Origin of the sequence: Bradyrhizobium sp. MOS003 (genome assembly GCF_003020125.1) — a bacterium.
Taxonomy (GTDB): domain Bacteria; phylum Pseudomonadota; class Alphaproteobacteria; order Rhizobiales; family Xanthobacteraceae; genus Bradyrhizobium.
The window spans coordinates 124,336-144,031 of record NZ_PYFW01000003.1 but is presented as its reverse complement, the minus strand read 5'-3'; the positions used below and the strand labels follow the sequence as shown (position 1 = coordinate 144,031).

20 protein-coding genes are annotated in these 19,696 nt (G+C 64.8%); 7 read left to right on the top strand and 13 right to left on the bottom strand.

Annotated elements, in window-relative coordinates; genetic code table 11:
• Positions 1-190 precede the first annotated feature (190 nt).
• A complete protein-coding gene (locus C7G42_RS15610) occupies positions 191-457 on the bottom strand; it encodes a hypothetical protein (RefSeq protein WP_106949863.1) in 267 nt (88 codons plus the stop codon).
• Between the two features lie 484 nt (positions 458-941).
• On the opposite strand from C7G42_RS15610, the gene C7G42_RS15600 reads away from it, so the two are divergent.
• The 4 genes from C7G42_RS15600 (at position 942) to C7G42_RS15585 (ending at position 3,917) form a co-directional block, all read left to right on the top strand.
• On the top strand, positions 942-1,991 hold the full coding sequence (locus C7G42_RS15600) for a LysR family transcriptional regulator (RefSeq protein ID WP_106949862.1): 1,050 nt from the start codon (positions 942-944) through the stop codon (positions 1,989-1,991).
• Positions 1,992-2,020: 29 nt separating this feature from the next.
• Positions 2,021-2,392, top strand: coding sequence for a helix-turn-helix domain-containing protein (locus tag C7G42_RS15595; RefSeq protein WP_014497036.1), 372 nt, complete (start codon positions 2,021-2,023; stop codon positions 2,390-2,392).
• A gap of 311 nt (positions 2,393-2,703) precedes the next feature.
• The gene (locus tag C7G42_RS15590; RefSeq protein ID WP_106949860.1) at positions 2,704-3,525 is read left to right on the top strand and encodes an enoyl-CoA hydratase; all 822 of its coding nucleotides are present in this window, start codon (positions 2,704-2,706) and stop codon (positions 3,523-3,525) included.
• A gap of 104 nt (positions 3,526-3,629) precedes the next feature.
• Entirely contained in the window at positions 3,630-3,917 is a 288-nt protein-coding gene (locus tag C7G42_RS15585; protein WP_106949859.1) for a hypothetical protein, read from the top strand.
• 33 nt (positions 3,918-3,950) lie between these two features.
• On the opposite strand, the gene C7G42_RS15580 is transcribed toward C7G42_RS15585, so the two are convergent.
• The 8 genes from C7G42_RS15580 to C7G42_RS15545 all read right to left on the bottom strand — a co-directional run bounded on the left by C7G42_RS15580 (position 3,951) and on the right by C7G42_RS15545 (position 12,949).
• Positions 3,951-5,030: an isocitrate/isopropylmalate dehydrogenase family protein gene (locus C7G42_RS15580; RefSeq protein ID WP_106949858.1), complete on the bottom strand. Its 1,080-nt coding sequence runs from the start codon at positions 5,028-5,030 to the stop codon at positions 3,951-3,953.
• A 129-nt stretch (positions 5,031-5,159) separates the two neighbouring features.
• On the bottom strand, positions 5,160-6,227 hold the full coding sequence (locus C7G42_RS15575; RefSeq protein WP_106950435.1) for an alcohol dehydrogenase: 1,068 nt from the start codon (positions 6,225-6,227) through the stop codon (positions 5,160-5,162).
• A 76-nt stretch (positions 6,228-6,303) separates the two neighbouring features.
• The gene (locus C7G42_RS15570; protein ID WP_106949857.1) at positions 6,304-7,275 is read right to left on the bottom strand and encodes an ABC transporter ATP-binding protein; all 972 of its coding nucleotides are present in this window, start codon (positions 7,273-7,275) and stop codon (positions 6,304-6,306) included.
• Positions 7,272-8,264: an ABC transporter ATP-binding protein gene (locus C7G42_RS15565; protein ID WP_106949856.1), complete on the bottom strand. Its 993-nt coding sequence runs from the start codon at positions 8,262-8,264 to the stop codon at positions 7,272-7,274. Before C7G42_RS15565 ends, C7G42_RS15570 begins: the two co-directional genes overlap by 4 nt.
• Positions 8,261-9,133, bottom strand: coding sequence for an ABC transporter permease (locus tag C7G42_RS15560; protein WP_106949855.1), 873 nt, complete (start codon positions 9,131-9,133; stop codon positions 8,261-8,263). The genes C7G42_RS15565 and C7G42_RS15560 overlap by 4 nt, the downstream gene beginning before the upstream one ends.
• Positions 9,120-10,070 (bottom strand): ABC transporter permease, encoded by a 951-nt coding sequence (locus tag C7G42_RS15555; protein ID WP_106949854.1) that lies wholly within the window; start codon positions 10,068-10,070, stop codon positions 9,120-9,122. The genes C7G42_RS15560 and C7G42_RS15555 overlap by 14 nt, the downstream gene beginning before the upstream one ends.
• Positions 10,071-10,077: 7 nt before the next feature.
• Positions 10,078-11,622 (bottom strand): ABC transporter substrate-binding protein, encoded by a 1,545-nt coding sequence (locus C7G42_RS15550; RefSeq protein WP_106949853.1) that lies wholly within the window; start codon positions 11,620-11,622, stop codon positions 10,078-10,080.
• 130 nt (positions 11,623-11,752) lie between these two features.
• Positions 11,753-12,949, bottom strand: a complete 1,197-nt coding sequence (locus tag C7G42_RS15545) for a CaiB/BaiF CoA transferase family protein (protein WP_106949852.1) — start codon at positions 12,947-12,949, stop codon at positions 11,753-11,755.
• A gap of 195 nt (positions 12,950-13,144) precedes the next feature.
• Between C7G42_RS15545 and glgA the strand changes: the two genes are divergently transcribed.
• Complete coding sequence (gene glgA, locus C7G42_RS15540; RefSeq protein ID WP_106949851.1) at positions 13,145-14,560, top strand: glycogen synthase GlgA; 1,416 nt, start codon at positions 13,145-13,147, stop codon at positions 14,558-14,560.
• Positions 14,561-14,580: 20 nt separating this feature from the next.
• On the opposite strand, the gene C7G42_RS15535 is transcribed toward glgA, so the two are convergent.
• Both C7G42_RS15535 and C7G42_RS15530 read right to left on the bottom strand, forming a co-directional pair.
• The gene (locus C7G42_RS15535) at positions 14,581-15,729 is read right to left on the bottom strand and encodes a patatin-like phospholipase family protein (protein ID WP_106950434.1); all 1,149 of its coding nucleotides are present in this window, start codon (positions 15,727-15,729) and stop codon (positions 14,581-14,583) included.
• Positions 15,730-15,802: 73 nt separating this feature from the next.
• Entirely contained in the window at positions 15,803-16,627 is an 825-nt protein-coding gene (locus C7G42_RS15530; RefSeq protein ID WP_106949850.1) for a 3-hydroxybutyrate dehydrogenase, read from the bottom strand.
• A 175-nt stretch (positions 16,628-16,802) separates the two neighbouring features.
• Between C7G42_RS15530 and C7G42_RS15525 the strand changes: the two genes are divergently transcribed.
• Positions 16,803-17,684, top strand: coding sequence for a LysR family transcriptional regulator (locus C7G42_RS15525; RefSeq protein ID WP_106949849.1), 882 nt, complete (start codon positions 16,803-16,805; stop codon positions 17,682-17,684).
• Positions 17,685-17,889: 205 nt separating this feature from the next.
• On the opposite strand, the gene C7G42_RS15520 is transcribed toward C7G42_RS15525, so the two are convergent.
• Together C7G42_RS15520 and C7G42_RS35305 are read right to left on the bottom strand one after the other, a co-directional pair.
• Entirely contained in the window at positions 17,890-18,606 is a 717-nt protein-coding gene (locus tag C7G42_RS15520; protein WP_106950433.1) for a peroxiredoxin-like family protein, read from the bottom strand.
• 81 nt (positions 18,607-18,687) lie between these two features.
• Positions 18,688-18,972 (bottom strand): hypothetical protein, encoded by a 285-nt coding sequence (locus C7G42_RS35305; protein WP_199580929.1) that lies wholly within the window; start codon positions 18,970-18,972, stop codon positions 18,688-18,690.
• A gap of 237 nt (positions 18,973-19,209) precedes the next feature.
• Here C7G42_RS35305 and C7G42_RS15510 point away from each other — a divergent pair, with 237 nt between their 5' ends.
• Positions 19,210-19,692, top strand: coding sequence for a cupin domain-containing protein (locus C7G42_RS15510; protein ID WP_106949847.1), 483 nt, complete (start codon positions 19,210-19,212; stop codon positions 19,690-19,692).
• The last annotated feature ends 4 nt before the right edge of the window (positions 19,693-19,696 follow it).

Below are 19,696 nucleotides of genomic sequence, written 5' to 3'. Positions count from 1 at the left end.
TCTCAGGCACCGGTACGGCGCGCCGGGAATGCGCGCGGCCCGGAGCCGAACCGGCTCTGGTGTAACCGATGCCGGAGAATGCGCAACAGAGGCGCACAAAACCAGGGCTCCTCCCGATGCCACCTGCGATCACAGGTGCGGCATCGGGACGCGCACAAACCTCGCCAAAAAGCGAGATTCGGCGGCGCGGCTACTTCACCACGCGGAGCAGCGGACGCCGGGGCTGGTCCTGCGTCTGCTTGGAAGGGGACTGCGGCCCGCTCGCGGCGCTCCGCAGCATTTCGTCGCACAGTGCCTTGAGATCGGCACTGTCAATTCCTTTGAGCTTCATCCTGACGTCGAGGATGACAATGGACAGCAGCTCGGCCGATTCACGGCTGTCGCACGCGTTGAGAACCCTGCGGCATCCCTCGAGCGTTTCCAGCACCGACTGCAACTGTTCGTCTGAATGCGACACCGGCGTTCTTTCCGTTAGTTCGGCCTGCGAGACGTGATCGGGACGATCTCTTCGGCCCCCATGGAGCCCCAAGGATACCATGAGGCCACTGCGCCTCCGAACCTGATTTCAGCGTGTTTCTGCAGTGGAACCGCAGTCTCGGCCAACATTGCAGCAGCACGCCGTCGGCCATTTTCGGAGCCGTGCTCGAGCGAACGCGTGGCGCATTGCAATGGATCCATTGCGAGACCCGATGCCGGCTCGCCCGCAACGACATTCATTGCGGACAGCGCCTGCAATCCCGCAGCCATTTCGCGGCTCGCAACGGAACTCACGCCACAACCCTCTTGCGGGCGAATGATCAACCCGATTCCCAGCCCATGGCAGCATCTAAATACCACCCACTAGGTAGTAAGGATGATCGTTTAAAACTCATCATCCCCCAACCCGCAGTGGTTGTGGTTTGCGCCAGATTCTGCCAGTTTAGCAACCTGAAGGGACTTGTATGCACTCCTTGGCGGAAAGGGGCGTTCCTCTGACGGAACGCCCAAAGACAAATCTCAGCGGCCTCTCGGATTGGGATACGGCCCGCATATTCCTCGAAGTCGTCCGATGCGGAAGTTTCCGGTCGGCAGCCGAGCGCTTGTCGCTGTCGATCAACGCCGTGCGCCGGCGAATCGACGATTTCGAGCGCCAGACCGGCACCACACTGTTCACCCGCGACGTCCACGGCACCCATTTGACCGATGAAGGCGCGCTGGTGGTCTCCGCCGTCGAGCGCATGGAGGCCGCCACCTTCGATGTGCTGCGCGCCAGCGATTCAATGGCCAACGCCCTGTCCGGCGAGGTGCGGGTCGCCGTCACCGAGGGGCTCGGCACGTTCTGGCTCGCGCCGCGCCTGGTTGAATTCCAGCAGGCCTATCCGAAGATCCTGGTCGACCTGCATTGCGCGATGCGCTCGGCCGATGTCTCGCGCCACGAGGCCGACGTCGCCATCCATCTGTTGCGTCCCTCGGCGCTCGACATCAAGCTGGTGCGGCTCGGCCGCATGCATCTGATGTTCTGGGCCTCAGAGAAATACATCGAGAAGCATGGCGCGCCGCGCACGGCGGCGGAATTGATCAAGCATCGCCTGGTGCTGCAATTCGCCGACCAGCTCGCCGCCAAGGAAACCTTCGAGAGCGTCTTTCCCGGCGTACCGGAACGTGACCTTCTGGTCATGAAGACCAACGTCTCAAGCGCCAACTACTGGGCGGTCGCGAATGGCGCCGGCATCGGCGTCTTCCCAAGCTACGCCATCGCGCTTGGCGGGAAGTTGATTCCACTGGAGGTCGAGTTGAACCGACCGCTGGATATCTGGTTGTCCTACCATCCCGGTAGCGGCCGTATTCCGCGCGTACGGCACATGATTGATTGGCTGATCGAAGCTTTCAGTCCGGCTCGTTTCCCGTGGTTTAAGGAAGAGTTCGTGCACCCGCATGAATTCAAGAACTCGTATATGGGCGAACCCCTGACCCAGCTCTTCGGGGGATTTTCAACCGAAGAACAAAGGTGAAAAAGAAGATGAAAGCAGCGGCGAAAAGAATGAAGCAGCGCAGTGCCGGCAAGCCGGACATCGAGCTGGGCAAACGGATCCGTCTGCGGCGTGTCGAGATGAAGATCTCGCAGGCCGAACTCGGAGAGAAGCTCGGCGTCAGTTTCCAGCAGGTCCAGAAATACGAGAAGGGCGTCAATCGCGTCGGCGCGGCTCGGCTGCAGCAGATCGCCACCGCCCTCGATGTGCCCGTGACCTTCTTCTACGACGGCGACAACAAGGCCCGCGAAGTCGAGAGCCTGCTGTTCCTTGATAGCGCGTTCAGCCTCCGCCTGCTGCGCGCCTACAGCAAGATCAAGGACCAGACGGTGCAGCGTCAGCTCGTCTCGCTGATGGAATCGATCGCGGCGAACGAAGCCTGAGGTCGGTCGACGGTCTGTCTTTACGACCGACCTTCAATCCGCCGCGCCACGGAGGCGCGGCCGGATTGAACCAGACCCGGATGGCATCTTCTTGTCCGTCCTGCCCCGCGTGCTTTCCGCGTGCGGCCTTTGCTCGTAGGGGCGGTCTGACCGCCCCTTTTTGTTGCCGTTGGTTCCCGTCTTGCGAGTGTCCCGGCACGGCCGCCATGCAATAGCGGCACAGGCGGATGCAAGCCACCTCGCCTGCCGCCGTTGACCCCGGTAACGCCCCCGCCGCACATTGCACCTTGCCAACAACAAGCGAGCGCGCGATGCCCGACATTTCCAGGACGATCGAAACACCTTACGCCGACGGCAAGATCCTCAAGCACGCAGCCAATGGCGTCGGCGTGATCACCTTCAACAATCCCGACAAGCGCAACGCAATGTCGCTGGAGATGTGGGAAGGATTTGGCGACGCACTGACGGCCTTGCGCGACGACGAGACGGTCCGGGTCGTGATCCTGCGCGGTGCCGGCGGCAAGGCGTTCGTCTCCGGGGCGGACATCAGCCAGTTCGAGAAGACGCGCCATAACGCGGCGGCGTCCGAGGAATATGCCAAGCGCAGCGCCGCACAGCGCGCACTGCTGGCCGACTATCCCAAGCCGACCATCGCCTGCATCGACGGCTACTGCCTCGGCGGCGGCATGCAGGTTGCCATGCTTGCCGACATCCGCCTCGCCTCGCATGGCAGCCAGTTCGGCATTCCCGCCGCAAAGCTCGGCATCGCCTATGGCTATGACGGCTTGAAGCATCTGGTGTCGCTCGTCGGCCCGTCCTGGGCGCGGCTGCTGATGTACACGGGCATGCGCATCGATTCCGCGGAAGCGCTGCGCATCGGCCTTGTCGAGCGCCTGTTCCCGGTCGACGAGCTCTGGGGCGAGACCATGACGATTGCCGAGACGATCTCGCAGAACGCCCCGCTCGCGATCAACGCCGCCAAGATCACCATCGCGCAGGTGCTGAAGGACGAGAGCCGGCGCGACATGGAGGCGATCAAGGCGATTGGCCATGCCTGCATGGACAGCGCCGATTTCCGCGAAGGCCGGCAGGCGTTCATGGAGAAACGCAGACCGAAGTTCCGGGGGCGCTGAATCTGAACCTGCATTCAGGAAGATTAAATCCGCGTGCGGCCGCAACTGGAGAGCAACCAGTTGATCCCCCGCAGGTTCTCTCGCCACCAACGAGGGAGATTGCGATGAAACTCAAGTTTGCTGTTCTCGGCCTGGCTGCCTTGAGCGGTGCGGCGCTCGCTTCGGGCTCGGCGTTCGCAGCAATGCCGAATGGCATTCCGCAGGCGGATCAAATTGCAAAGGGCCCGGCTGCTGACGTCGATCAGGTGCGCTGGGTCTGCAACCCCTGGGGCCGCTGCTTCTGGCGCCCGAACTATTATGGCGCCTACGGTTATTATGGCGGCCCGCGACGTTTCTACGGCCCGCGTCCGTGGGGCTGGGGTCACCGCCATCACCATTGGCGCCGCTGGTGAACACAAAGGGGCCTGCGGGCCCCTTTTCTTTGGCTACAGCGCCGCAAGCACCGCCTTGGTGATGTCCGCCGTGCCATTGCTGCCGCCGAACTCCATCGGCTTGATGCCGCCGGCATAGACCTGATCCACCGCACGCTCGATCGCCTCGCCGGCTTCCGCCGCGCTCTCGACGCCGTGCTTGTCGGCGAGCCAGTCCAGCATCATCGCGGCCGACAGGATCATGCCGGTGGGATTGGCCTTGCCCTGCCCCATGATGTCAGGCGCGGTGCCGTGGCAGGGCTGGAACACGGCGTATTTGTCGCCGATGTCGGCCGACGGCGCCATGCCGAGGCCGCCGATCAGGCTCGCGGTGATGTCGGAGACGATGTCGCCGAACATGTTCTCCATCACCATCACGTCGAAATCCCAGGGACGCTTCACCAGCATGGCCGAGCAGGCGTCGACATAGAGCCGATCGGTCTTCACATCGGGATGCTTCTTTTCGATTTCGTCGAAGATGCCGCGGAAGAACGCAAACGCCTTGAACACATTCGCCTTGTCGACGCAGGTGAGCGCGCCCGGCTTGCCGCGCGCCTTGCGCCGCTCGGCGAGGCGAAACGAGAATTCGAACAGGCGTTCGGAGGTCTTGCGCGTGATCACCAGCGTCTCGCGCGCGTCATCATGGGTGACGACGCCCTTGCCCATCGAGGCAAACAGCCCTTCTGTCGATTCCCGGATCACGACGAGATCGATGCCGCGCTGGTCGGCACCGACGATCGGGCTCGGCACGCCGGGAATGAGCCGCGCGGGTCGCACGCCGGCATAGAGATCGAAGATGAAACGCAGCTCGATCTGCGGCGCGATCTCGGTATTGTCGGGGTAGCGCACCGACGGCAGGCCGCAAGCCCCGAGCAGGATCGCATCGGCTTCCTCGCACAGCCTGATGGTCGAGTCAGGCATCGATTTGCCGGTGGCGAGATAATTATTGGCGCCGGCCGGCGCCTCGGTGAAGCGGAAGCGCAGATCCGATCTCTGCTCGATCTTGCGCAGCACCTCGACGGCCGGCGCCATGACTTCGGGACCGATGCCGTCACCGGCGAGCACGGCAATGTGGAAGGCGTTGTTTGCGGACATGGGAGGCCTCGAGGAAGGTGTTGCCTCGTCATTGCGAGGAGCGAAGCGACGAAGCAATCCAGACTGTCGCCATGGAAGGATTCTGGATTGCTTCGCTACGCTCGCAATGACGGCGGAGAGAGCGATCGATTACGGCGTCAGCACCGTCCGCCCGACCACCGCGCCCTGCTGCAATTGCACCAGCGCCTCGTTGGCCTTGGCGAGCGGAGCCGTCGTCACCGGGATCGGCGGCACCTTCTTGGTGCGGACGAGATCGAGCAGTTCCTGCGTTTCGCGCAGATTGCCGACATAGCTGCCCTGGATCGTGATCGCCTTGATCGGAATCAGCGGCAGCGCCCAGGTCGCGCCGCCGCCGAACAGGCCGACGATGACGAGCTTGCCGCCCTTGGTCAGGCAGTCAAATCCAAGCTGCGTCGTCGCGGCATTGCCGACGAGGTCGATCACGGCGCGGATCGGCCCGCCCACCTTCTTCGCCAACTGCTCCAGCGCATCCGGCGCCTTGGGATCGACGGTGGCGAGCGCACCGGCCTTTTCCGCCGCCTCGCGCTTCCTGGCATCGATATCGACCATGACCGCGCCCTTGCCGCCCATCGCCTTGAGCAGCGTCAGCGCCATCAGGCCGAGACCGCCGGCACCGAACATCACGATCGGGGTGTCGAAATGCTGCTCGACCTTCTTCAGCGCGCTGTAGGTGGTGACACCCGAACAGGCATAAGGCGCGGTCGTGGCGGGATCCAGCCCTTTCAGGTTGAGCAGGTAACGCGGATGCGGCACCAGCATGTGGTCGGAATAACCGCCGTCGCAATAGACGCCGAGCGAGCGCGGCGTCAGGCACATGTTCTCGTCGCCGGCGAGGCACGTCGCACACTTGCCGCAGCCGATCCAGGGATAGACCAGCCCGACATCGCCGAGCTTGAGATCACCCTGGTCGGTCGATTTCACGTCGGGACCGAACGCCAGGATTTCGCCGACCGTCTCGTGCCCCATGGTCAGCGGCAGGTTGATGCCGCGGTCCTTCAGCGACAGTGGCTTGCGGCCATGGCCGAGATCGTAGCCGCCTTCCCAGATGTGGAGGTCGCTGTGGCACACGCCGGCGGCCTTCACCTTGATCAGCACCTGCGTGCCCGACGGCTGCGGCGTGGCCTCGTCGAACTCTTGCAGCGGCGCTTTGAAATCGGCAACCTTGAAACTCTTCATCGGCGTCCTCCCGGCATGCTTCTTGTCGCCGCGCCACCATGCCATGGCCGGCAAGGCGAGACAAACCGGTCTTAGTTCAGGCCAGCGGATGATGGCAAGCCGCGAACTGGCCGGGTGCGACTTCGCGCAACTCCGGTATCTCGGCGCTGCATCGCTGGTCGGCGCGCGGGCAGCGGGTGCGGAAGCGGCAGCCGGACGGCGGCGCAATCGGCGATGGCGGCTCGCCGATTGCCACACCCTCGACGGGACGAACATCCGGATCGGGCACCGGGATCGCCTGCAACAACAGGTCCGTATAGGGATGCGCCGGCCTTGCGAACAACTGCTCCGAAGGGCCGACCTCGCAGAGCCGGCCGAGATACATCACTGCAACGCGGTCGCTGACCGCTTTGACCACCGCGAGATCATGCGCGATGAACAGCAGCGTCAGGCCGAAGCGCGCTTTCATCTCCTCCAGCAAATTGAGGATCTGCGCGCGGATGGAGACATCCAGCGCCGAGACCGGCTCGTCGCAGACGATGAACTCGGGGTTGAGCACCAGCGACCGCGCGATGCAGATGCGCTGGCACTGCCCGCCGGAGAATTCGTGCGGCAGGCGGCCCGCCACGAGATCAGGATCGAGCCCGACCGCAGAGAGCACCTCGTGAACCCTGCGCTTGCGCTCGGCGGCATCCTTGACGCCGGCAATGATCAGCGGCTCGGCCACGATGTCGCCGATGCGACGGCGTGGATTGAGCGAGGCAATCGGATCCTGGAAAATGAGCTGCACGCGTCGGCGCATCTTGCGCAGCGCCTCGCCCTCCATCGCGGTGAGGTCATCGCCGTCGAACAGCACGCGGCCGGATTTGGCGCGGCGCAGTTGCAGCACCGCGCGCCCCAGCGTCGACTTGCCGCAGCCGGATTCGCCGACGAGGCCCAGCGTCTCGCCGCGTGCGACCGCAAGGCTAACACCGGAAACCGCGTGCACCGTCTTGTTGCCAAGACCATATTCGACCACGAGATTGTCGACGCTCAGGAGCGGCTCGGCGCGCACGGCAAGCTGCATCATGCGCCGATTCCTTCCGCCATCCGGATCGGGTGGAAGCAGGCATAGAGATGACCGGGCATCTCGGCGCTGGTCAGGCCGGGCTTGGCCTCATGACAGCGGCTGACGGCGTAACGACAGCGCGGCGCGAAGGAACAGCCTTTCAGCGGCCGCGTCGGATCGGGCGGGCGGCCGGAGATCGCAGGCAGCGGCGTATGCGGCGCGGTCTCCAGCTTCGGGATCGCCGCCAGTAGCGCCTCGGTGTAGGGCATGTGCATCCGCTTGAACAACGCCCGCGTCGGCGCGCGCTCCACCACCCTGCCCGCATACATTACCGCGACCTCGTCGGCGCGGCCGGCGACCACGCCGAGATCGTGAGTGATGATGATCATGGCCATGTGGCGACGGCGCTGCTCGCGTGCGAGCAGATCGAGGATCTGCGCCTGGATGGTCACGTCGAGCGCGGTGGTCGGCTCGTCCGCGATCAAGAGCTTCGGCTCGCAGGACAGCGCGATCGCGATCGCGATGCGCTGGCGCATGCCGCCGGAGCATTGATGAGGATATTGCGCGAGCCGCTGCTCCGGCGCCGGAATTCCGACAGCCGCCAGCAGCTCGATGCTGCGCTTCCGTGCTGCGGGGGCATCGAGCTCGAGATGCTCCTGGATCGTCTCGATCAGCTGCGTGCCGATGGTCAGGACCGGGTTGAGCGAGGTCATGGGGTCCTGGAATACGACGGCAAGGTCGCGTCCCCGCAAGCGCCGCAGGCTTTCCGAGGAAAGCCGCACCAGGTCCTGTCCCTCGAACATCACGCGTCCGGTGAGCGTCGCCTTCTTCGGCAAGAGCTGAAGCACCGCGCGCGACAGCATGGTTTTGCCGCAGCCGGACTCGCCGACGATGCCGAGCGTGCGCCCTGCATCGAGCGACAGATCGACATGATCCACGGCGCGCAAATTGCCGCGCGGCGTCGGCAGCTCGACCGCGACGTCTTCGATGGTCAGCAGCGGGTTGCTCACAGCGCCCCCTGACGCGGGTCGGTCAGTGCCCGCAGGGTATCGCCGACCAGATTGAAGGCCAGCACGGTCAGGAACAGCGCCGCCGCGGGCAGGAAGGCCAGCCGCGGCGCGACGTCGAGGCTCTCGCGCCCCTCCCCGATCATGCTGCCCCAGCTCGCCATCGGCGGCGGCACGCCGAGACCGAGGAAGGACAGCGCGCCCTCGACCACGATGGTGACGGCAACGCCGAGCAGGAAGAAAGCCAGCAGCGGCAGGATCACGTTCGGCAACAGCTCGCGCAACAGGATGCGCGCATGGCTGGCACCGAGCGCCTCGGCTGCGATCACGAATTCCCGCCGCGCCAGCGTCAGCGTCGCCGCCCGCGCCACCCGCATGAAGGCGGGAATGCCGAGCACGCCGAGGATCAAGGTGAGGTTGGCAATGGACTGGCCGAGATAGGCAACGACGGCGAGCGCGAAGATCAGCGGGGGAAAGGCGAGCAGCACGTCCATGCTGCCGACCACCAGCATCTCGAACCGGCCGCGGAAATAGCCGGCGAGCAGGCCTAGCGCGCCGCCGAGCGTAAGGCCGATCATCGGCGCGATCAGCCCGACCGTCAGCGACACCCGCGCGCCGAAGATCAGCCGGGCGAGCTCGTCGCGGCCGAGCCCGTCGGTGCCGAGCCAATGCTCGGTGGAGAACGCCGCGCGGCGCTCCAGCATGTCCATGTCGACAGGGTTCTGCAGCGGCAGCACCGGCGCGAGAATCGCGAGCACAAGGATGATCGCGACCCAGGCGCTGGCGAGCCAGAACAGCAGGCCGAGCCTGCGCTTGCGGCCGGCGGGCACGGGCGCCGCCTCGTCCTGCATCGAGAGCTCAAGCGTGGCCATGGCGGATCCTGGGGTCGAGCACGGCGTACAGCATGTCGACGATGAAATTCACGATGACGAAGCCGCAGGCGACCAGCAGCACAACGCCCTGGAGAATGACGAGGTCGCGGGTGTAGATCGCCCCGACCAGGAGCCGGCCGATGCCGGGCAGCGCGAAGATCGACTCCACGATCAGCGTGCCGCCGAGCAGACGGCCGATATCGATGCCCGTGACCGTCACCAGCGTCAGCGACGAGGGCTTGAGTGCATGCACGAACAGGATGCGCGCGGGCTTGAGACCCTTGGCCTTGGCGAGCGCGATATAGTCCTCCTGCAAGGTCGCGATCATGTCGGAGCGCAGCACCCGCATGATTCCGGGCCATTCGGCGAGCGCCAGCGTCAGGGCCGGCAGCACGAAGAAGCGCAGATTGTTGAGCGGCTCCTCGGTGAACGGCACATAGCCGGTCGCCGGCAGCCAGTGCAGCTCGACCGCAAACAGGTAGATCAAGAGGATCGCCACCAGGAAGGACGGCATCGACAGCATCGCGAACGCACTGCCGGTCATGAACCGGTCGAACGCGCCGCCGGCACGCGCCGCGCAGACGATCGCGACGGGAACGCCGATCAGGAGACCAATGAACTCGGCCATCAGCATCAACTGCAGCGAGACCGGGATGCGCTCGGCGACCGCCTGCAACACCGTCTGCCCGGTGCGAAACGAGCGGCCGAGATCGCCTTGCAGGACGTGGCCGAGCCAGCTCAGATAGCGCCACCACAGCGGCTGATCGAGCCCCATGTCACGGCGCAGCGCCGCGACATTCTCCGGCGTCGCCTGGTCGCCGAGGATGACGAGAGCGAGATCGCCGGGCAGCAGCGAGGCGATCAGGAATGTCAGCAGCGAGACGGCAAGCAGAACCGGGAGGATCGCAAGCAGCCGCCGAACGACGAAGTTCAGCATCGCGGCGTCATTCCAGCCAGGACCTCGAGACGTCGATCACGCCGTTGTAGATCTTCGGAAAGCCCTTCAACCTGGCGCTCGACAGCGCGTAATAGGTGTTCTGAAAGGTCCAGAACCAGATGGCTTCCTTGTTGATCAGGCGGCTTATGGCGCAGTAATCCTCGATGCGCTGGCCGGGATCGGCCGTGACGCGCGCGTGGTCGAGCAGCTTGTCGAGCTCGGGATTCGAGAAGCCGGCGAGCGCCAGCGGACTGCCGGTACGGAAATTCGCGTACATCTGCGGATCGGGATCGGCGAGATCGACGATGCGCCACGGCGTCATCTGGAACTGGCGGGTGAAGGCGCGCGACGGAATGGTGGCCTGGTCCACCTGCTCGATCTCCATGTTGGCCCCGACACGCTTCCAGAATTGCTGGAGCACCTGGCCGACCACGCGGCCGCGCGGCGTCGCGGTCACCAGCATCTTGAACTCGACCGGCTTGCCGTAATCCTTGATCAGCGCCTTGGCCTTCTCGACGTCGAACGGAAGCGCGCCGTCGTCCTTGCATTTGACCCAGGAGCCGTCGCCATAGGGATTGCTGGCGGGCCGGCTCAGGCCGTTGCTGATCGCCTGTGACATTTTCGGACGATCGATCGCCATCACCAGCGCCTGTCGCACGCGGACGTCATCGAACGGCGCGACCTTGGTGTTGAAGGCGTAGACCGCAGCGCCCGAGCCCTTATAGGTGTGAACGGTGAGCTTGGGGTCCTTCTGCGCCTTCAGGATGTTGTCGGCGTCGGCCTCGTCGTCCCAGATGATGTCGGCCTCGCCCGATTGCAGCGAAGCAAAGCGCGACTGGGCGTCGGGCAGCGGCTTCAGGATGATGCGGTCGAGATAAGGCTTGCCCTTGTCCCAGTAATCGGGATTCTTCTCCAGCACCATGCGGTCGCCCGCGGTCCAGGATTTCAGGATGTAGGGCCCGGTGCCGACGGGGTTGCGGTTGTAGTCGTCGCCCTTGGTCTTCCAGGCCGTCGGCGAATGAATGACGTTGTTCTGGCTCTGGATGGTAATCGTCGCCGGTAGGTTCACCGAGGGATCGGTGAGCTTGTAGACGATCGTGGTGTCGTCCGGCGCCAGCACTTCCTTGACGTTGGTGATGTAGAAGGCGCAGCGACATTTGTTGGCCGGGTCCTTCTGGCGGTCGAAATTCTCCTTGAAGGCCTGCGCATTGAACGGCGTGCCGTCGTGGAATTTCACGCCCTCGCGCAGCTTGAAGGTCCAGCTCATGTAATCGTCGGAGTGAGACCAGGACACCGCCAGCTTGGGCGCGGCTTCGCCCTTGTCGTCGAGCGTGGTCAGCGTGTCGAAGATGGCGGCGGCTGCGGTGAAGGTCGACGTGTCGTAGACCCCGACCTTGAGCGGATCGAAGCCCGGAATATCCAGCTCCTGACCGACGGTGATGCTGCCGCCGGACTTCTGCGCCTGCGCGGGCCCGGCCAGCGGAAGCAGCGCAAATGCCGCAACAAGGAAAATCGGCGCGTGCTTGCGCGCCGCGGCAGCAATGTTCGTCATGGTTCCTCCCGGGATCCCTCGTCCGATGTTTCGGATCGCTGAATGACTGGGAGCGAGATTGGCGACAAAAGCGCGCCACGGCAAGAGGAACGCGCGACAGATCACACGCCACAGGTGCGGCGCAATGTGCTCAGCCTGTCTCGGCAGTTTTGCCTGTCGAAATTGACGCATCCGCGGCAAGGCCAATCTCGTCGCGCAGCGCGTCCGTATGTTCGCCGAGCACGGCCATCGTCTTGGCCGGCGAGATATCGGCACCCGACATCCGGAATGGCAGGTTGAGCACCTGAAAGGAGCCGCCCTCGTCCTGCACGGATGAGAGCGCTTGCCGGTGCGCGAGCTGCGGATCGGCCAGCGCCTCGGACACTGTGCGATAGGCAGAGGCTGGCACGCCGGCCGCGCCGAGCGCGACAAGACAGGCATCGGTCGTGAGCTGCCGCGACCAGGTTTCGACGCCGTCCATCACCTCCGCCCAATTGTCCCGGCGCGCGGCGTAGGCGGCAAAGCGCGGATCGGAGATCCATTCGGGACGGCCGATCACCTGCATCAGGGCCTGAAACGTCTTCTCGCTGGCGACCGTGATCATGACGTAGCCGCTTGCCGTCTCGGTCGGCCCGAACATCGGGCGCGGCGGCGGCTTCACGGCGAATTGCGCGCCCTGCAACTCGGTCAGCGTCAGCGACAGCATCGATTCCAGCATGGAGACGTCGATGTGCTGGCCAAGGCCGGTCACGCTGCGCTGATAGAGCGCGGACGCGATCGCGCCGAAGCCATAGGTGCCGGTGAGGACGTCGGCGTGATAGATGCCGCAATAATCGGGGCGGCTACGGCCGGGCTGGTAGGCCAGATGCGCCATGTCGTAGCCGGAGGCGGCATGGATCACCGGGGCATAGGCCGGCAGCTCGGCCGAGGGGCCGGTCTGGCCGTAGCCGGAGATCGAGCAATAGATCAGTCTCGGGTTGACTTGGCGGATGCTGTCGTAGTCGAGCCGCAACCGGCGCATCACGCCGGGGCGAAAATTCTCCACCAGGATGTCGGCGGTCGCAGCCAGCCGGCGCACCGCCTCCTTGCCGTCTTCGGACTTGAGGTCGAGCACCACGCTCTTCTTGCCGACATTGAGCTGCCCAAACGCGGTGCTGCATCCCTTGCGCAGCGGCGGCCGGGTCCGCATCGTCTCGCCGCCGTCGCTCTCGATCTTGATGACCTCGGCACCCATGTCGGCAAGCATCCGGGCGCAGTGAGGACCGGCGATGGTGGTCGAAAAATCCAGGACCCGCAGCCCCGCGAAGGCTTTTGTCGTCGTCCCCTCATGCTTATCTGCTAGCTGCATGCCTGCTCACGTCCTTGGGGCTCTTAGGAACTCTCGAAGTTCTCTGTCGTTGATGCGGCGACCCTAGAGTGCGGCGGCCGAGTAGGAAAGTGTTTACCGAACCGACGGACCGCGTGGGTGAGCTTTAAGAAATTCCAGGACAACTGGACCCGTTCTTGCATAGCCACAAGCGGGATCGACAGAGGGCAGCTGTTCTTGAGGGTCTTGTTCGTTACTACTGAGATGGACGACTTCGTCCGCGTCGGCGGACTTGGCGCGGTTTCCGCGGCCCTGCCCCGCGCCCTTCGCCCCTTTGCTGATATCCGGATCATGCTGCCCGGCTATCGCGACATCATCGAGCAACTCACGCATATTCAGATCGTCGGCCGTTGCCCGGCCTTCGCGGAGATGCCGGCCTGCTCGCTCGGACGGGCCGCGACCAAGGACGGCCTGCCGGTCTATGTGCTGTTGTGCTCGCAACTCTACGACCGGCCCGGCAACCCCTATGGCGACGAGTCCGGGCGCGACTGGCCCGACAATGACATCCGCTTCGCGCGCTTCGCCTCGGCAGCCGCTGAGCTCGCCATGGGCAAGCTGGACAAGAATTGGGCAGCGGACCTGGTTCATGCCAACGACTGGCAGGCTTCGCTCGTGCCGGCCTACCTCGCCTGGCGCGGCGCCAAAGTCCCGTCGATCCTGACCATTCATAACCTCGCCTATCAGGGCCTCTTCCCGAGGGACTCGCTGCGGCGAATTGGCATACCCGAGAGCTCATTCCACATCGACGGCGTCGAGTTCTACGACAAGCTCTCCTTCCTCAAGGCCGGCCTCGTCTACGCCTCGCACCTCACCACCGTCAGCGGTACCTATGCGCGCGAGATCACCACGGCCGAATTCGGCTGCGGTCTGGAAGGCCTGCTCCGCCTGCGCTCGGACGCGTCCGAGCTCACCGGCATCCTCAACGGCATCGACGAGAGCTGGGACCCGCGCTCCTGCGCCCAGCTGGCCCAGCAGTTCGGCGCCGGCGACTGGGTCGGCAAGAGGGCCAATGCGGATTACGTACGCAAGCAGTTCGGCCTGGCGGTGTCGCGCGGCCCGATGTTCGGCATCGTCGCGCGCCTCGTGCACCAGAAGGGTATCGACCTCGTGCTGTCCGCGGCCGACGAGATCGTCGATGCCGGCGGGCAGATCGTGGTCACCGGCTCCGGCGAGCCGGCGCTGGAGCAGGCCTTGATCGACGCGCATCGCCGCCGCCCAGACGCCATCGGCGTGGTGATCGGCTTCAACGACGCCCAAGCGCGCCGCATCTTCGCCGGCAGCGACTTCACCCTGATGCCCTCGCGCTTCGAGCCGTGCGGCCTCAGCCAGATGTACGCCCAGCGCTTCGGCTCGCTTCCGATCGGGCACCAGACCGGCGGCCTCGCCGAGACCATCACCGACGGCGAGACCGGATTCCTGTTCTCCAGGCCCTCGCGCGAGTCATTCCTCGGCGGCGTCCGCCGTGCCTTCTCCGCCTTCATGGCACAGGATCAGCTCGACACCATGCGCCGCAGCGCCATGGGACGCTCGTTTTCCTGGAACATCTCAGCGGGCAGCTACAACGCGCTGTACCGCAAGCTTGCAGCGGTGTGAACCGCGACGGCAGGGCAACCTCATTCCGCAGCCTCCGGCATCTCGTCCATGTGCTCGTGCAGCACGACACCCGATAGCGGGTCGAACTCGCCAATCCAGGGCTTGCGCGCGAGCACGGACTTCGTGTGAGCATAACCGGCGTGCCAACGTCGCGTGATCCCCGACGGGCTGAAGTCGATATCCTTGGTATGAGTCTCGCGATCGAGCTGCGGCGCCAGCAGCCGCACCACGTGCATGCGGGTCGGACAGCCGTAACTGGTCAGCTCCCTCACCGCGGCATCGCTGCGCTCGCTCTCGGGCAATCGTGCCGCGAGCTGGTTGATGACGTGGCGCAACCGATGGGTCTGCTGCTGGCGCGCGATCTGGCTCGCGATCCGGCTGGAATACATCACGTCCTTGTGCCGGTTCAGCACCTCCGCCATCGTGGTCGGCTCGGCCCCGACGGGATTCCACAGGTGCACGGAGAAGATCAGCGAATCCCTGCGCGGATTGTCGTCGAACACCGCTTCCGTCGGCGTGTTCGAGAGAATGCCGCCGTCCCAATAGAGCTCGCCGTCGATCCGCACCGCCGGAAAAGCCGGCGGCAATGCGCCGGAGGCCATGACATGTTTCACCGTCAGTTCGCCGTCGCGGCTGTCGAAATAGCGCATTTCGCTGGTGCCGACATGAGCCGCACCGACCGTCAGGCGCGGCGCGCAGCGATTGGCCAGGTCGAAATCGACCAGCTCGCTCAGCGTCTTCTCCAGCGGCGCGGTCGAATAATAGCCGGCATGATCGGCGCCCAGCGGGTAGGAATCCCCGGCATGCGCCAGCGGATTGGGGCGGAAAAAACCGGCAATACCGTGGGTCACGGCCGACCAATAGGCAAGCTTCTCGTTGAAGCCGGGAAATGCGGCGCGCCAGTCCCAGACCGGCTTTTGCTCCATCCGCCTCCAGAACTCCCGCAAGCGCGCGAGGCGGTTCTCCGGCGCGTTGCCCGCAATGAGGCTTGCATTGATCGCGCCGATCGAGGTGCCAATGATCCAGTCCGGCTCGATGCCGGCTTCGTGCAGCGCCTGGTAGACGCCGGCCTGGTACGAGCCGAGCGCGCCGCCCCCCTGGAGCACGAGGACGACCTGCCCCGGCAGGTCCGTGGCCTTTCTTCGCGTATTGTCCTGCGTACCGCTCATGGTTTGCTCCTGATCAGCCTGCAATACCCGGATGTTCGCAGTGGGCGACGACTTGTTGTTGCGCCGGCCCATGTTAATGCGCGGTCCAGCCGCCGTCGACCGGAAGTGCGACCCCGGTGATCGAAGCGGCAGCATCCGTCGACAGGAACACCGTCAGCGCCCCCAGTTCCTCCACCGTGGCAAAGCGCTTGTTCGGCTGCTGCGCGAGCAGCACGTCGCGGATCACCTGGTCGCGGGAAATACCGTGCGCCTTGGCCTGCCCGTCGATCTGCGCTTCGACCAGCGGCGTGGAGACGTAGCCGGGACAGACCGCATTGCAGGTGATGCCTTCCTCCGCGGTCTCCAGCGCCGTGACTTTCGTCAGGCCGACGATGCCGTGCTTGGCGGCGACATAGGCCGCCTTGAACGGCGAGCCGACCAAGCCGTGCGCGGAGGCAATGTTGATGATCCGGCCAAAACGATTCTCGCGCATCGCCGGCAACGCGAGCCGCGTCGTGTGGAAGGCCGAGGTCAGATTGATGGCGAGGATCTGGTCCCATTTCTCGACCGGAAACTGCTCGAGCGGCGCGACATGCTGGATGCCGGCATTGTTGATGAGGATGTCGAGACGGCCGGCCTGGGCGACGGTCGCCGCGATCATCTCGGCAATCGACTTTGGCCTCGTCATGTCGGCCGGAGAGTAGCTCGCCTTGACGCTGAACTCGGCAGCGATCTGCTCCCGCGTCCGGCCAATCTCGGCGGCAACGCCAAGGCCGTTCAACACAATGTCGGCGCCGGCCGCCGCCAGCGCACGTGCAATGCCGAGGCCGATACCGCTGGTCGAGCCCGTGACCAGCGCCACCTTGCCGGCCAGCGCGCGTGCGGGCTGAGATGTCTGCGGCTTCAGTGGTATGTTCATGACCTGGTCCTGGTTGGCAATGGCTGGACCCCAGCTTTCGCAGACCCTGGAGGATCGGCGGACCAAACGGAAATACCGCCTGACTTCCGAATCCATAGGCGCGCGCTATTGCGGGTGGGATGTCATTCGCCGGTTCGATTCGATAGGATCGCCCTATCTTGCCGGGAGCCGATCCATGGAAATGCACCAGGTCCGCTATTTCCTCGCGGTGGCGCAGCTGCTCAATTTCACGCGCGCGGCCGAGGAGTGCAACGTCACACAACCCTCGCTGACGCGCGCGATCAAGCAGCTCGAGGCCGAGCTCGGCGGCGACCTGTTTCGCCGCGAGCGGCCGGCGGCGCAACTCACCGAGCTCGGCCAGCGCATGCATCCGCTCCTGAAGCAGTGTTTCGACGCCGCGGCCGGCGCGCGCTCGCTCGCCTCCTCGTTCAAAAGCGGTGAGGTCGGCGCGCTCCGTATTGCGCTGACGCATTCGATCGATCTGGCATTGCTCATTCCCCATCTCAACGAGATCAGGCGGCAGTTCAACCGGCTCGAATTGCGCTTCCTGCGCGGGACCAGCCGCGAGGTCGGCGATTTCCTCAAGAAGGGCGAAGCCGAGCTCGGCATCGCCGCCGAGATCGACGAGGCCTGGGACCGGCTCGACGCCTGGCCGCTGTTCACCGAGAGCTTCGATCTCGTCGTTGGCGAGGGACATCGGCTGGCCGGCCGCAGCACGATCGAGCTGGAGGATTTGCGCTCGGAGCAATTGCTGAACCGGACTTACTGCGAGCACGCGCGCCGCATCTCCGTGAGCCTGCGCGAGCACGGCATCGAGCATGGCCACGAAATCTCGAGCGAGCGCGACCTGATCGAGTTGATCGAAGCTGACATCGGCATCGCCATGGTGCCGCACACGTCGCCCCTGCCGCAGACATTGACGCGCGCCGCCGTCGCCGGACTGGACGCCCGCCGCACCGTCAGCCTCTACGGGGTGGCCGGACGGCAACGCACGGCGGTAGCCAACGCCGTGATGCGCATGCTGCGCGGCGCCGACTGGCGCGAGATTGCGGGGTAGCGGGGCGAATTACGGCGCGCTTCTTCCATCACCCCTTGAGGAGAAGGTGGCGCGAAGCGCCGGATGAGGGGTTCTCTCCGCGTACTCGACGCAAAAGACTCACGCGCGGAGAGAACCCCTCAGCCGTCTCGCCGCTTCGCGGCGATCCACCCTCTCCCACAAGGGGCGAGGGAAAGAACATGCTGCGCCATCAAAATTCCATGCCTCAGTTCTCTCTGCCCGCACTCTCCAGCGCCGCGAGCAGATCATCGATCTCCATGCGCTTGCGGAAATCGGGATCGACGAAGCGAGCTGTCACGATACCGTCGCGACCGACCACGAATACGGCCGGGATCGGCAACACCCAGCCGTCATTGCCGTGGAATTTCGCCATGTCCTGATAGGACAACAGGCTCTGGATCTCGGCGCCGAGCCATATCGCAAGATTGAGCGAAAGCGCATAGCCGTTGTCGAGGTCAGTCAAGATCGGAAACGGCGCGCCGGACTCGGCCTTGAGTAGCCCGGTATATTCCTGCGTCTCCGGCATCACCGCGACGACCTGCGCCCCCATGGCCTTGATGCGATCGAGCGCCTGGACCACGGCGCGGACGTTGAGCCGGCAATAGGGACACCAGTGGCCGCGGAAGAACATCACGGCGAGCGGACCACGCTCCAGCAGCGACGGCAGCGTGACGAGACGCCCCGCTTCGTCCGGCAGCATGAACGGCGGCATCGCATCGCCCGGGCGCGGCGCGGACTCGCCGCCGCCGTTGCCGCCCAATCTCGCCACCAGGCGATCGACGGCCTCACCATAGGCCGGAAACACGGCACGGCTGGCGTCGGCATAGGCGCGGAGCTGATCGTTCAGCGTGCCATCCATGTCGCGGCAGCGCTGGAAGGCAAGCCTGAGCTGTTCGACGTCGGCAGGCGAGAGAGCTGTCATCTTCTGCTCCGGCATTTCCTGGGAATATTAGTTTCCGGGTTCGGCCGCCCGCAAGGGGGCGGCCGCGATGCCAGGACCCGTTCAGTTCACGTAGAAATTGCCGGTCGGATCGAGCCGTCCCGAGGTGTAGTAAAGCGATCCGTTGTCCATGAAGAAAACGGTGTTGTCGGGCACCTTCTTGGCGCTCTTCATCATGGCCTCGTGGTTCTTCTCGGCCGGGGCCATGGCCATCGCTGACATCTTGCCGGGGCCGCCATAGACATAGGCCATGCCGGCCTTGAAGTCCCAGGCGGCCTCCGAGAAGGCTGATGTGGCGATGACCGCAAACGCGGCGGTGGCGATCAGGGTCTTGGATAATTTCGGCATGAGGGGCTCCTCCCGATTGACATGAACGCCCGCCAATCGGGCGCCCCGCCATCGGACGCCGAATGCCGAGAAAGCGGAAATGCCGTTGCCCAATCGGATCGATAGCCGCCGCGCATCAACATAGCGCCGCGCTATCGCATCGAGAGCAAGCCGGCATTTCAGGATGGCCGCGATCTCGATGAAGCTCCCGTCATCGCCGGCGACCAGCGGGGTTGCGGCCAACACAGGAGACTTTCCATGTCCAGGAGCCATGCCTTGTCGCGTCTGATCTGGCCGGGCCTTGCCCTCGCCGGTGCGCTCACGCTCTCGGCACAGCCGGTCGCTGCCGGCGAATGCCCGGTCGGCAAGATCAGGCCCAACGCCCAGCAGATGGTCGACTATAAGCCGGTCGGCGTTACCGACGTCACGCTCGGTGCGATCGACCTCAGCAAGCAGCCCGCACATATCGAGGGGCGCGAGCTTCGCTTCCGCAAGCTGACCATCGAGCCCGGCGGTATCGTGCCCTGGCACAGCCACGACGACCGTCCCGCCTTGATCTTCGTGCAGCAGGGCGAGATCGTCGAATACGCCTCCAACTGCATCGATCCGATCGTGCACAAGGCGGGCGACATCCGCTCCGAGGTCTCCGGCACCTCGCATTGGTGGAAGAACCTCGGCAAGGACACCGTCATTCTCTATGTCGGCGACGTCCGCAAGGATCCCAACGACCACCACATGTAACGAG